The organism is Nocardia niwae NBRC 108934 = DSM 45340, from assembly GCF_001613465.1.
Lineage (GTDB): Bacteria > Actinomycetota > Actinomycetes > Mycobacteriales > Mycobacteriaceae > Nocardia > Nocardia niwae.
This window is the reverse complement of sequence record NZ_BDCK01000038.1, coordinates 38,886-51,336: the sequence shown is the minus strand read 5'-3', so window position 1 is coordinate 51,336 and position 12,451 is coordinate 38,886. Positions and strand designations below refer to the sequence as shown.

At 69.3% G+C, this 12,451-nt stretch carries 9 protein-coding genes and 1 tRNA gene; 7 read left to right on the top strand and 3 right to left on the bottom strand.

The window, feature by feature from the left end:
* Positions 1-173: 173 nt before the first annotated feature.
* Positions 174-3,392 (bottom strand): fused isobutyryl-CoA mutase/GTPase IcmF, encoded by a 3,219-nt coding sequence (gene icmF, locus NNI01S_RS26350; RefSeq protein ID WP_063022974.1) that lies wholly within the window; start codon positions 3,390-3,392, stop codon positions 174-176.
* A gap of 376 nt (positions 3,393-3,768) precedes the next feature.
* On the opposite strand from icmF, the gene NNI01S_RS26345 reads away from it, so the two are divergent.
* The 6 genes from NNI01S_RS26345 to NNI01S_RS26320 all read left to right on the top strand — a co-directional run bounded on the left by NNI01S_RS26345 (position 3,769) and on the right by NNI01S_RS26320 (position 10,420).
* Positions 3,769-4,752: a DUF2157 domain-containing protein gene (locus NNI01S_RS26345; protein ID WP_063022972.1), complete on the top strand. Its 984-nt coding sequence runs from the start codon at positions 3,769-3,771 to the stop codon at positions 4,750-4,752.
* Between the two features lie 215 nt (positions 4,753-4,967).
* Entirely contained in the window at positions 4,968-6,467 is a 1,500-nt protein-coding gene (locus tag NNI01S_RS26340) for a CoA-acylating methylmalonate-semialdehyde dehydrogenase (protein ID WP_063022970.1), read from the top strand.
* 5 nt (positions 6,468-6,472) lie between these two features.
* Complete coding sequence (locus tag NNI01S_RS26335) at positions 6,473-7,612, top strand: acyl-CoA dehydrogenase family protein (RefSeq protein WP_063022968.1); 1,140 nt, start codon at positions 6,473-6,475, stop codon at positions 7,610-7,612.
* Positions 7,609-8,688, top strand: coding sequence for an enoyl-CoA hydratase/isomerase family protein (locus NNI01S_RS26330; RefSeq protein ID WP_063022966.1), 1,080 nt, complete (start codon positions 7,609-7,611; stop codon positions 8,686-8,688). Before NNI01S_RS26335 ends, NNI01S_RS26330 begins: the two co-directional genes overlap by 4 nt.
* Complete coding sequence (gene mmsB, locus NNI01S_RS26325; protein ID WP_063022964.1) at positions 8,688-9,593, top strand: 3-hydroxyisobutyrate dehydrogenase; 906 nt, start codon at positions 8,688-8,690, stop codon at positions 9,591-9,593. Before NNI01S_RS26330 ends, mmsB begins: the two co-directional genes overlap by 1 nt.
* Positions 9,593-10,420 (top strand): enoyl-CoA hydratase, encoded by an 828-nt coding sequence (locus tag NNI01S_RS26320; RefSeq protein WP_063022962.1) that lies wholly within the window; start codon positions 9,593-9,595, stop codon positions 10,418-10,420. Before mmsB ends, NNI01S_RS26320 begins: the two co-directional genes overlap by 1 nt.
* 49 nt (positions 10,421-10,469) lie before the next feature.
* Here NNI01S_RS26320 and NNI01S_RS26315 read toward each other — a convergent pair whose 3' ends face one another.
* Positions 10,470-11,522: an Hsp70 family protein gene (locus NNI01S_RS26315; protein WP_063023111.1), complete on the bottom strand. Its 1,053-nt coding sequence runs from the start codon at positions 11,520-11,522 to the stop codon at positions 10,470-10,472.
* A 125-nt stretch (positions 11,523-11,647) separates the two neighbouring features.
* Positions 11,648-12,199, bottom strand: coding sequence for a MarR family winged helix-turn-helix transcriptional regulator (locus NNI01S_RS26310; protein WP_063022960.1), 552 nt, complete (start codon positions 12,197-12,199; stop codon positions 11,648-11,650).
* Between the two features lie 114 nt (positions 12,200-12,313).
* On the opposite strand from NNI01S_RS26310, the gene NNI01S_RS26305 reads away from it, so the two are divergent.
* Positions 12,314-12,388 (top strand) — tRNA-Cys (locus NNI01S_RS26305).
* The last annotated feature ends 63 nt before the right edge of the window (positions 12,389-12,451 follow it).

The following is a 12,451-nucleotide window of genomic DNA, read 5'->3' as shown; positions in this document are numbered from 1 at the left end:
CATCCCAACCGCGCCGAAGGTTTGCTCGGCGATTGTCACATGCCCGTGCGCGGCAGGCCGGGAATCCGCGACGGGGTCCGCCGGATCCGTGCGGGGACCCGGCCCGCGAGCGCTGGCCGGGCATACCGGGACGCCGACCGCGCCCGCCGCGGATGCGGACGCGAACGACCGGCTCACACGTTGCGTCGGTACTGCCCGCCGACGGTGAAGAACGCGTCGGTGATCTGCTGCAACGTGCACACCCGCGCGGCCTCCATGAGTACCTCGAAGATGTTGTCGTCGGTGCGGGCGACCGCGTCGAGCCGGGCGAGCGCGGCGTGGGCGGCGTCCCGGTTGCGCTGCTGGAATTCGCGTACCCGCCGCAGCTGGGACTGCTTCTCCGCTTCGGTGCCGCGCGCGAGCTCCAGTTCCCGGTGCGGCTCGTCGTGGGAGTTGCGGAAGGTGTTCACGCCGATGATCGGCAGCGAACCGTCGTGCTTGCGCTGTTCGTAGCGCATCGATTCGTCCTGGATCTTGCCCCGCTGATAGCCGGTCTCCATCGCGCCGAGCACGCCGCCGCGTTCGCTGATCCGCTCGAACTCGGCAAGCACAGCTTCCTCGACGAGATCGGTGAGCTCGTCGACGAGGAAGCTGCCCTGTAGCGGGTTCTCGTTCATCGCGACGCCCCACTCCCGGTTGATGATGAGCTGGATGGCCAGCGCCCGGCGCACCGATTCCTCGGTCGGTGTAGTGACCGCCTCGTCGTAGGCGTTGGTGTGCAGGCTGTTGCAGTTGTCGTAGATCGCGATCAGCGCCTGCAGCGTGGTGCGGATGTCGTTGAAGTTCATCTCCTGCGCGTGCAGTGACCGGCCGGAGGTCTGGATGTGGTACTTCAGCTTCTGCGACCGCTCGTTGGCGCCGTAGCGGTCCCGCATGGCGACGGCCCAGATCCGGCGGGCCACGCGGCCGATCACCGAGTACTCCGGATCCATCCCGTTGGAGAAGAAGAACGACAGGTTCGGCGCGAAGTCGTCGATGTGCATGCCGCGCGCGAGATACGCCTCCACATAGGTGAATCCGTTGGCCAGGGTGAAGGCCAGTTGGCTGATCGGGTTCGCGCCCGCCTCGGCGATGTGGTAGCCGGAGATCGATACCGAGTAGAAGTTGCGCACGCCGTTGCGCACGAACCATTCCTGGATGTCGGCCATCATGCGCAGGCTGAACTCGGTGGAGAAGATGCAGGTGTTCTGGCCCTGGTCCTCCTTGAGGATGTCCGCCTGCACCGTGCCGCGCACCGTGGCCAGCGTGCGGGCGCGCAGGTCGGCGGCCTCGGCGCCGGTCGGCGGCCGCCCCTGCTCGGCCGTGAAGCGATCCAGTGACTGATCGATCGCGGTGTTCAGGAAGTAGGCCAGGATGGTCGGCGCGGGGCCGTTGATCGTCATCGACACCGAGGTGGTCGGCGCGGTCAGATCGAAGCCGTCGTAGAGCACCTTCATGTCGTCGAGGGAGGCGATCGACACGCCCGAGGTGCCGACCTTGCCGTAGATGTCCGGGCGCTCCGCGGGATCGTGGCCGTAGAGCGTCACCGAATCGAAGGCCGTGGACAGCCTTTTCGCGTCCGAGTGCTCGCTGAGCACCTTGAACCGGCGATTGGTGCGGAACGGATCGCCCTCGCCGGCGAACATGCGCGCCGGGTCCTCGTTGTCCCGCTTGAACGGGAACACTCCGGCGGTGAACGGGAACCGTCCGGGCAGGTGCTCGGCGCGCAGGAAGCGCAGCAGCTCGCCGTGATCGGTGCAGCGGGGCAGGGCGACGCGCGGAATCGAGTTGCCGGACAGCGTCTCCCGGCGCAGCGGGGTGTGAATCTCGCGATCCCGTACCCGCACCACTTGTTCTTCCCCGCGGTAGGACTCGGCCAGCGCGGGCCACTCGGCCAGCAGCGCGGCGTTCGCGGGCGTCAGGTCGGCGCGGGCGCGTTCGGCCAGGTCGGCGACCGCGCTGTCGCCGGGCAGCTCGGCCGCGACCTGCTCGAGGCGTTGCACCCGTTGCGCGGCGGCGATCTGGGCTGCGGTTTCGGCGTGGTAACCGCGCACGGTCTCGGCGATCTCGGCCAGGTAGCGCACCCGTGCGGGCGGGATGAGCTGGGCGAAGCGCGTGGACGTGCGGGTGTCCACCCGCGGCAGCGCCCCGGGCTCCAGCCGCAGGCCGTGTCCGGCGAGCAACCCCGTCAGATGCTGGTAGAGCGCTGTCACCCCGTCGTCGTTGAACGTGGCCGCGCTGGTGCCGAAGACCGGCATGTCCTCCGGCGCGGCGTGGAACTCCTCGCGGTTGCGGATCAACTGCCTGGCCACGTCGCGCAGCGCGTCCGCGGCGCCGCGGCGCTCGAACTTGTTGATCGCCACCACGTCCGCGTAGTCCAGCATGTCGATTTTCTCCAGCTGGGAGGCGGCGCCGAACTCGGGCGTCATCACGTACATCGATACGTCGACGTGGTCGGTCACCGCGGCGTCACCCTGACCGATGCCGGGCGTCTCCAGGATGACCAGGTCGTATCCCGCTGCCTTGCAGGCGGTCACGATGAGATCGATGTTGTCCGGCAGTTCGTGTCCACCGCGGGTGGCCAGCGAGCGGAAGAAGACGTGATCGCCGTCGAGGGCGTTCATCCGGATGCGGTCACCGAGCAGCGCACCGCCCCCGCGCCGCCGGGTGGGGTCCACCGCGAGAATCGCGACCCGCACCTTGTCCTGCTGATCCGAACGCAATCGGCGCACCAATTCGTCGGTGAGCGAGGACTTCCCGGAGCCGCCGGTACCGGTGATGCCGAGCACCGGCACGGTCCGCGCCGACGCGGCCTCGGTCAGCTTCCGCCGGTCGGCCTCCGGCAGCGCGTCCGCTTGCAGGCAGGTGATGACGCGCGCCAAGGCGGCGCGTTCGCCGGCGAGCACCGCGTCGGGCGCCGGAGGCTCGGCCGCGAGGTCGATGTCGCAGGCGCGGATCAGCTGGTTGATCATGCCGGGCAGGCCGAGTCGCTGGCCGTCCTCGGGGGAGAAGATGGTCACGCCCGCTTCGGCCAGTCGCGCGATCTCCTCCGCTACGATCACGCCACCGCCGCCGCCGAAGATCCGCACGTGCCCGGCCCCGGCCTTCCGCAGTGCGTCGGCGAGGTATTCGAAGTACTCGACATGTCCGCCCTGGTAGGAGCTCACCGCGACGCCCTGCGCGTCCTCGGTGAGCACTGCGTCGACGACCTCGCTGACCGAGCGATTGTGGCCGAGGTGGATCACTTCCGCGCCTTGGCTCTGCAAGATGCGGCGCATGATGTTGATCGCCGCGTCGTGCCCGTCGAACAGGGCCGCCGAGGTGACGAAACGAACGGGGTGGGTGGGTGGGTAGAGCGCGCTGCTGTCGGCCACGGGATTCCTCTCGGGATTCCATTGTCGCCCGATACTAGGACGTCAAACTAATCGTACGGTGACGGCGATCACATCGCCAGCGTCGCCGCCGGGTGGTTCGCGCCGTGCTGCTGTGCCGGTTCGTGTCAACCGCCGGCGGATTCGGTGGCGGTCGACGTCGAAGGCGCACACCCGGCTGGGTGCGCGCCTTTCGCCGCGACGAGTTCGGCGCGTTCCGGTCGACCGTCGCGGCAGGCCACGGCGCTGGGCCTCGTAGCGGCGGGCATTCCGGCGGGGACCGTCGCGGGCCGGGTGGATCGGACGGCGACGCCCGTGCGCGATACCTCGCTCCGGCCGATTCTGTTGTCATAACGGCCGACTCGGACATACTGGGCCCATGGTGAGCGACGACAGGGCGGAAGCCGCGGTAGGGCGGCTGGTCGCCGAGCGCGTGCTGACCCGCGATCAGGCCGACGCGGTGCTCACGGCGCTCGCCGTCGAGCGGGCGGCGGCGGTGGCGCGCGGGAAAGTGCTCGCCGAGATCGCCTCGTATGTCGGCGCCGGTTTGCTGTTCGGCGGGATCGCCCTCGTCGCGGCCTCGTCCTGGGACGCGCTCGACCGGCCGGTCCGAGTGGGAGTGCTCGCCGTCGTGTCGGCCGGTCTGCTGCTCGGGGGCGTTCTGCTCGCGGGTGTGCCGACCGGTCGCGCGAGCGCGAACAGTGCGCGCGCGAGGCTGGCGGCCGTCCTCTTCGCCCTCGGATCGGTCGCGCTCGCCGGGTCCGTCGGCACCGCGCTCGAGCACGCGAGCACCGATGCCGCGTGGGTGTTCGCCTGTGTGGCGGGAGCGTTGATTTCCGTACTCGGTTACCTGGCGCTGCCCTCGGTGATCGGAATGCTGGTCTGCGCTTGCTTCGTGCCCGCGGCCGTCGCGGGGATCCTCACCGAAGTGATCGGTCTCGATGACACCTGGGGCAGCGTGGCGGTACTGCTGCTCGGTGGCGCGTGGTTCGCGCTGGCCGGGATCGGCGCCCTCGTGGACCTCCGGATCGGATACCTGATCGCGATCGTCACCTCCGTCGCGGCCGCGCAGACACTCGACATCGACGGCCGGATCTGGGCCTACGGGATCACGGCTCTGATCGCGGTGGTCTGCTTCGCGCTGTACGCCGCTCGGCGGTCGGCGGTGCTCGTGGTCGGGGGCGGTGTGGCCATCGCGGTGGCGGCGGGGGAGGCGGTCTCGGAATGGACCGGCGACTCGCTCGGCGCGGCGGGGGTGGTCGTGGCGATCGGCGCGATCACGCTCGGGTTGGGCGCGTTCCGGTTGGCGCGACCGCGGCGGGAGAAGGAAGCCGATCCGGCTGTTCCCGTGCCGAAGCCGTAGGCAGGGAACTGAACGAACCGTGGCTACACCGATCCGCGCACGCGGCCATCGGGCGGTCGCACCGGATCAGGGATGTCCGGCTCGGCTACCTCTGTGGGCGAAGGCGTGGGATGAATCACATCGGCCCCGCGGCATTGCCGATACTTGGACGTCCAACTATAGGATGACCGCATACCGCACCGCGGTGTCCCGATCGCTACGAGAACAGGACTGGCATGGTTCGCGAACTCACCCATTTCATCGGCGGACAGCATGTGCCGGGCGCTTCCGGCAAGTTCGGCGATGTCTTCGACCCCAACCTCGGCCAAGTGCAGGCGCGGGTGCCGCTGGCGAGTAAATCCGAGGTCGAGGCGGTCATCGCGAACGCCGAGGCCGCGCAGCCGGTGTGGGCCGCGTTCAACCCGCAGAAGCGGGCGCGCGTGCTGATGAAGTTCCTGACCTTGGTGCAGGACGAGATGGACTCCCTCGCCGCCCTGCTGTCCTCCGAGCACGGCAAGACCATCGCCGACGCGAAGGGCGACATCCAGCGCGGCCTGGAGGTCATCGAATTCGCCATCGGCATCCCACACTTGCTCAAGGGCGAATACACCGAGGGCGCGGGCACCGGCATCGACGTGTACTCGATGCGCCAGCCGCTCGGCGTCGTCGCGGGCATCACCCCGTTCAACTTCCCGGCCATGATCCCGCTGTGGAAGGCCGGTCCGGCGCTGGCCACCGGCAACGCGTTCGTGCTCAAGCCCTCCGAGCGCGACCCCTCGGTGCCGCTGCGGCTGGCCGAGCTGTTCCTCGAGGCCGGTCTTCCCGCCGGCGTGTTCAACGTGGTCAACGGTGACAAGGAGGCCGTCGACACGCTGCTGCACGATCCGCGCGTCAAGGCCGTCGGCTTCGTCGGTTCCACCCCGATCGCGCAGTACATCTACGAGACCGCGACCGCGAACGGCAAGCGCGCCCAGTGCTTCGGCGGCGCGAAGAACCACGCGATCGTCATGCCGGACGCCGACCTCGACGACGTAGCCGACCAGCTGATCGGCGCGGGCTACGGTTCCGCGGGCGAGCGTTGCATGGCCATCTCGGTGGCGGTCCCGGTCGGCGAGGAGACCGCCGACCGTCTGGTGGCCAAGCTGACCGAGCGGGTGCACAAGCTCAACGTCGGCCGGTCCGACGACCCGGGTGCGGATTACGGGCCGCTGGTCGGGCGCGACGGCGTGGACCGGGTGAACAACTATGTCCAAATCGGCATCGAAGAGGGCGCCGAGCTGGTGGTGGACGGTCGCGGGCTGGTCGTGGAGGGCGCGGAGGACGGCTACTTCGTCGGCGCGACGCTGTTCGACAGGGTGACCCCGGAGATGCGGATCTACCGCGAGGAGATCTTCGGCCCGGTGCTTAGCGTGGTCCGCGCGAAGGATTACGAAGAGGGTCTGCGGCTGGCCGACGAGCACGAGTACGGCAACGGCGTCGCGATCTTCACCCGCGACGGCGACACCGCCCGCGACTTCGCCGCCCGCGTCCAGGTCGGCATGGTCGGCATCAACGTGCCGATCCCGGTGCCGATCGCGTACTACACCTTCGGCGGATGGAAGCGTTCCGGCTTCGGCGATCTGAACCAGCACGGCCCGGACTCCATCCGCTTCTACACCAAGACCAAGACGGTGACGCAGCGCTGGCCCGCGGGGCCCGAGGAGAGCAACGCGTTCGTCATCCCGACGATGGACTGACGCGGATGTTCGCACTCGACGACGACGAGAAGGCGATCCGCGACACCGCGCGCGGCTTCGCCGACGAATTCCTCGCCCCGAACGCGCTGGAATGGGACGAGCAGAAGCATTTCCCGGTGGACGTCCTGCGCAAGGCGGGCCCCCTGGGCCTGGGTGGCATCTACGTGCGCGAGGATGTGGGCGGTTCCGGGCTGCGCAGGCTCGACGCCGTGCGCATCTTCGAGCAACTCTCCACCGGCTGCCCGGCGATCGCCGCCTACATCTCCATCCACAATATGGCGGCGTGGATGATCGACCGCTACGGCGACGACGACCAGCGCCACCGCTGGCTGCCCCGGCTGACCGCGATGGAACTTCTGGCCAGTTACGCGCTCACCGAGCCGGGCGTCGGCTCCGACGCGGCGGCGTTGAGCACCAAAGCCGTTCGCGACGGTGACGACTACGTCTTCAACGGCGCAAAGCAGTTCATCTCCGGTGCGGGCGCCACCGACGTCTACGTCGTCATGGCGCGGACCGGCGACGCGGGGGCGCGCGGGATCTCGGCGTTCATCGTGCCCGCCGACACGCCGGGCGTCTCGGTCGGCGCCAACGAGAAGAAGATGGGCTGGAACGCGCAACCGACCCGTCAGGTGATCTTCACCGATGCCCGGGTTCCGGCGGCCAATCTGCTCGGCGCGGAGGGCGATGGGTTCCGCATCGCGATGAACGGGCTCAACGGCGGCCGGCTCAATATCGCCGCGTGCTCGGTCGGCGGCGCGCAGGCGGCGCTGGACAAGACGGTGCCCTACCTCGCCGAGCGGCACGCGTTCGGCAAACCGCTGCTGCGCAACCAGGCGCTGCAATTCGAACTCGCCGATATGCGCATCGAATTGGAGGCTGCCCGCACGCTGCTGTGGCGGGCCGCCGCGGCGCTGGACGCCGACGCGCCGGACAAGGTGGAGCTGTGCGCGATGGCGAAGCGCTTCGCCACCGACGCGGGCTTCGAGGTGGCCAACAAGGCCCTGCAACTGCACGGCGGATACGGCTACCTGGCCGAATACGGCCTGGAGAAGATCGTCCGGGATCTGCGGGTGCACCAGATCCTCGAGGGCACCAACGAAATCATGCGGGTGGTCGTCGCCCGCTCGCTGGTAGGAGCGGCATGAGCGGACAGAGCATGAGCGAAGCAGAAGTTCTTCTCGAACAGCGTGACGGGCTCGGCCTGATCACGCTGAACCGGCCCAAGGCCATCAACGCGCTGAATCACTCGATGGCCCTTGCCATCACCGACGCGTTGCGCGCGTGGGCCGAGGACGACGCGGTGCGCACCGTGGTCGTCACCGGCGCGGGGGAGCGCGGCCTGTGCGCCGGCGGTGACATCGTCGCCATCCACGCGGACGCGAAAAGCGGTGCGAATACCGCCGATTCGGCCACCGGTCGATTCTGGCGCGACGAGTACATCCTCAACGCCTTGATCGGCCGCTACCGGAAGCCGTATGTGGTGATCATGGACGGCATCGTGATGGGCGGCGGCGTCGGGCTCTCCGGGCACGGCAGCCACCGCATCGTCACCGAGCGGTCCAAGATCGGCATGCCCGAGGTGGGCATCGGCTTCGTCCCGGACGTCGGCGGCACCTACCTGCTGGCGCGTACCCCGGGGGAGATCGGCACGCACGTCGCGCTGACCACCGCGCGCATGGGCGCGGGCGACGCCATCGCGGCGGGCTTCGCCGACTACTTCGTCGCCTCCGAGGATCTGCCCGCCCTGCTGGAGACGCTGCGCACGGAGAGCGCCGACATCGCGATCGCCAAGTTCGCCACGGACGCACCGGATTCCGCGCTCGCCGCCGGGCGGAGCTGGATCGATGCCTGCTACGGAGCCGATTCCGTGGAGGAGATCGTCGCGCGGCTGCAGGCGCACGAGGCTCCCGAGGCGCGGGTGGCGGCCACCGAGATCCTGGCGAAATCCCCGGTGGCGCTGAAGGTCACGCTGCGCTCGCTGCGTGCGGCGCGCACCGCGCCGAGCCTGGAGGCGGTGCTGAACGAGGAGTATCGGGTCTCCATCGCGTCGCTGTCGTCGCACGATCTGGTCGAGGGCATCCGCGCGCAGGTGATCGACAAGGACCGCAACCCGCAATGGTCGCCCGCGACGCTGGAGGCGGTCACGGGCGCGCAGGTGGACGCGTACTTCGCCGAGCTGGGCGATCGAGAGCTGGGTCTGGCGACCCCGGAGGTGGCGTGATGAGCAAGCGAATCGGATTCCTCGGCCTCGGCCACATGGGCGCGCCGATGGCGGCCAACCTGGTGCGGGCGGGCTACGAGGTGCTCGCCTTCGACCCGGTGCCAGCGGCGCGGGAACAGGCGCAGCGCGACGGCGCGACGGTGGCCGGTTCGGCTGCCGAGGCCGCCGCGGCCGACATCGTGATCACCATGCTGCCCAACGGCAAACTCGTCCTCGACGTGTACGCCGAGCTGCTCGCGGCCGCCGCGACGGGCACGCTGTTCATCGACTGCTCCACCATCGACGTGGCCGACGCCAAGGCCGCGGCCGAACGCGCCGTCGCCGCCGGGCACCGGGCGCTGGACGCACCGGTCTCCGGTGGGGTCGCCGGCGCGGCGGCGGGCACGCTGACCTTCATGGTCGGCGGGGCCGCCGAGGACTTCGCCGCCGCGCTGCCGGTGCTCGAGGTGATGGGCGGCAAGGTGGTGCACTGTGGCGGCTCCGGCGTCGGGCAGGCCGCGAAGATCTGCAACAACATGCTGCTGGGCGTGTCGATGATCGCGCTGTCGGAGTCGCTGGTGCTGGGCGAGAAGCTGGGCCTGAGCCACCAGTCGTTCTTCGACGTGGTCTCCACGGCATCGGGCCAGAGCTGGGCGCTGACCAGCTACTGTCCGGTTCCCGGTCCGGTGCCGACCAGCCCGGCCAACAACGACTATCAGCCGGGCTTCGCCACAGCGCTCATGTCGAAGGACCTGGGCCTCGCCGCGAACGCCCTGCGCGAGAACAACATCGACGGGCAGCTCGGGTTGCTGGCCGCCGCGATCTACGACCGCTTCAACCAGACGGATGCCGGACGGGACTTCTCGGCTATCGTCACCGATATCCGTAACCGTTCCGACCGATCCGACGAAGAGGGTGCCGAATAATGAACGCATCGCAGAGCGATTCCGTGGGGGACGGCGGCCGTGCGACGAGTGGGCGTGACTTCGAGACGATTCTGCTGGAACGCAAGGGCCGGGTCGGCTGGATCACGCTGAACCGCCCGAAGGCGCTGAACGCACTGAACGCGCAGGTCCTCGACGACGTCATCGCCGCGCTCGACGAGCTCGAGCACGACGACGAGATCGGGGCCATCGTGATCACCGGCTCGGAGCGCGCCTTCGCGGCGGGCGCCGACATCAAGGAGATGCAGCCCAAGTCGTACATGGACATGTTCATGGACGACTACTTCGCCCGCTGGGACCGGCTGGCGCAGTTCCGCAAGCCCACCATCGCCGCGGTGGCGGGCTACGCGCTGGGCGGCGGCTGCGAACTGGCCATGATCTGCGATCTCCTGCTGGCGGCCGACACCGCGAAGTTCGGACAGCCGGAGATCAAGCTGGGCGTCATCCCCGGCATCGGCGGTTCGCAGCGCCTGACCCGCGCGATCGGTAAGGCCAAGGCCATGGACCTGGTCCTCACCGGCCGCAATATGGACGCGGAGGAAGCCGAACGCGCCGGGTTGGTCTCGCGTATCGTGCCCGCCGCGGAACTGCTGGACACCGCCCTCGAGGTCGCCGAGACCATCGCGTCGATGTCGCTGCCGGTCGCCATGATCGCCAAGGAAGCGGTGAACCGCTCGTTCGAGACCACCCTCGCCGAGGGACTGCGCTTCGAACGCCGGGTCTTCCATTCGCTGTTCGCCATCGAGGACCAGAAGGAAGGCATGAACGCCTTCGTCGAGAAGCGTCCGGCGAAGTTCACCAACCGCTGACGTCGATCCCGCCCGGCCGATCCGCTCGGCCGGGCGGGATCGGCATGGGTCAGTCGGAGGCACCCGGCGTGGGGACGACGAGTTCCGCAGGAGGGGGCACTTTGTTTCCTTCCGGCCGAGGCGCGTCCTTGCTGGTGGCGAGCAGCCCGGCGATGGTGGCGCCCAGAGCGATGGTGACCGCGGCCGCCGCGATGAGCTTGCGCCGGTCGACGCCGACCGGGACCAGGCTGGCTCCGGCGCGCATCCGTATCCGTGCCATCCGCACGTCGCCGCCCCGGCGTTCGGCGGCCAGCAGCACGGCGCCGCGCGCGGAGACGATCTCGGGCTCGGGGTCGTAGACGATCGGCAGGTCGATCAGTTCGGCCAGCTCGGAGCGAATGCTGGGATTGCGAGTGCACCCGCCGAGCAGCACCACGGCTTCCGGTCGCACACCGGTCTCGTCGATGATCTGCCGCACGAACGACACCGAGTGATGGATACCCGCCGCGCACAGTTCGGCCAGGTCGCTGCGGGTGACGACGGCTCGGTCGCCGGTGCCGTCATCGATCGCGGTGACCACTCTGGCCTCGCTCAATTCCTCGCGGTGGCGGCGGATGGTCGGGGTGTCGGTGAGCACGCCGTCGCGGGCGAGCCGCCAGCGCAGCAGCGAGTCGTAGCTGTCGCCGCCGAGCACCGTGCTGCGCTTGCTCGACAGAATCGTGTCGGTGCGGCAGTCGGCATGGGTGAGGGTGAGTCCCGAACTGCCGAGGTCGTAGAGAATCACCGTGCCGCTGTCCGGCAGTTGCCCGGTGAAGCGCAGATAGCGCAGCTGGGCGAGCGGCTCGTCGACGATGGTCACGTCGCGGCCGCTCACGCCCGCGCGGATGGCGTCGGCGTGCAGCGGACAGCGGCAGGTCACCGCCGTGCCCGAGATCAGCTCGTCGCGCCGGCCCGCCGCGCCGTTCATCCGGCGGATCGCTTCGAAGACCGACTCCTCGACGCCGCCGCCCGCCCGCCGCGGCACTTCGCAGCGATCGATCGGGGGTAGGTGTGGCTGATCGGAGTGTGTCAGCATCGCGTGGGCGCCGCCAGCGCCCGCCGATACCCCCAAGACCAGCACCATGTTCTCCATGGTGGACCTTTTCGCCTCCGCTGCCAAGACGGCATGCCCGGCAATTCGCCGGTTGGATGCCCGAATGTTACTCGGGGGTCGGTCGACCGCGGTATGCGACCGACCGGTACGCCGAATCAGTCTGTGGCCGTGGCCGACCAGCGCGCCGTTCCCTCCGCGGTCTCGAAGTCGCCCGCGGCGTGTCGGAATTCGGCGAGCAGTTGCAGGAGCGTGTGCAGCCGCTCCGGCGGCAGGCCGGGCAGCGCGAAGACCTTCGCGTTCAGTTCCTCGGTGGCCTTCGCCACCAATTCCCGTCCGGCGTCGGTGATTTCGATGAGGGTAGCGCGCCGGTCGCTGGGGTGCGGCACACGCTCGACGAGCTTCGCCGCTTCGAGTCGGTCCACGGTGTTGGTGACGCTGGTGGGGTGGACCTGCAAGCGGGCGCTGGCCTTCGCCATCGGCAGCGCGCCGGTCTTGCTGAAACTGAGCAGCATGAGCAGCTCGTAGCGGGAGAAGGTCAATCCGGTGGGTTTGAGCGCCTCGTCCACCCGGGCCATCACGATTTGCTGGGCCCGGACCAGCGACGTCACCGCGGCCATGCCGTCGGCGACATCGCCCCAGCCGTGGCCGACCCACTGGCGGTGGGCTTCCTCGATCGGGTCGTTCGGAAGCGGGCGTGGCCGAGACATGTTCCGATCATTCCATGTCACCACGAGCGGACGGGGACATCCGACCAGCCTTCGGATCACCGTGAGCGCAATGGTAGGCCGGGCCCGCCTGCCACGGGCACTATCTAGGGCGAGGCGGGCGTGGCTGAGTGGTTTAGGCAACGGTCTGCAAAGCCGTTTACGCGGGTTCAATTCCCGCCGCTCGCTCCAAGCGTCCTCGGCGCCCGGCTCGGCCCACGCCACTGCCGAGCCGGGCATCGAGGCGCACCATCG

Excerpts from the sequence above, each read along its gene's own strand:
- NNI01S_RS26345 (WP_063022972.1), top strand. The coding sequence starts at position 3,769 with ATGGTGAGCGACGACAGGGCGGAAGCCGCGGTAGGGCGGCTGGTCGCC.
- NNI01S_RS26340 (WP_063022970.1), top strand. The coding sequence starts at position 4,968 with ATGGTTCGCGAACTCACCCATTTCATCGGCGGACAGCATGTGCCGGGC.
- NNI01S_RS26335 (WP_063022968.1), top strand. The coding sequence starts at position 6,473 with ATGTTCGCACTCGACGACGACGAGAAGGCGATCCGCGACACCGCGCGC.
- NNI01S_RS26330 (WP_063022966.1), top strand. The coding sequence starts at position 7,609 with ATGAGCGGACAGAGCATGAGCGAAGCAGAAGTTCTTCTCGAACAGCGT.
- mmsB (WP_063022964.1), top strand. The coding sequence starts at position 8,688 with ATGAGCAAGCGAATCGGATTCCTCGGCCTCGGCCACATGGGCGCGCCG.
- NNI01S_RS26320 (WP_063022962.1), top strand. The coding sequence starts at position 9,593 with ATGAACGCATCGCAGAGCGATTCCGTGGGGGACGGCGGCCGTGCGACG.
- NNI01S_RS26315 (WP_063023111.1), bottom strand. The coding sequence starts at position 11,522 with ATGGTGCTGGTCTTGGGGGTATCGGCGGGCGCTGGCGGCGCCCACGCG.
- NNI01S_RS26310 (WP_063022960.1), bottom strand. The coding sequence starts at position 12,199 with ATGTCTCGGCCACGCCCGCTTCCGAACGACCCGATCGAGGAAGCCCAC.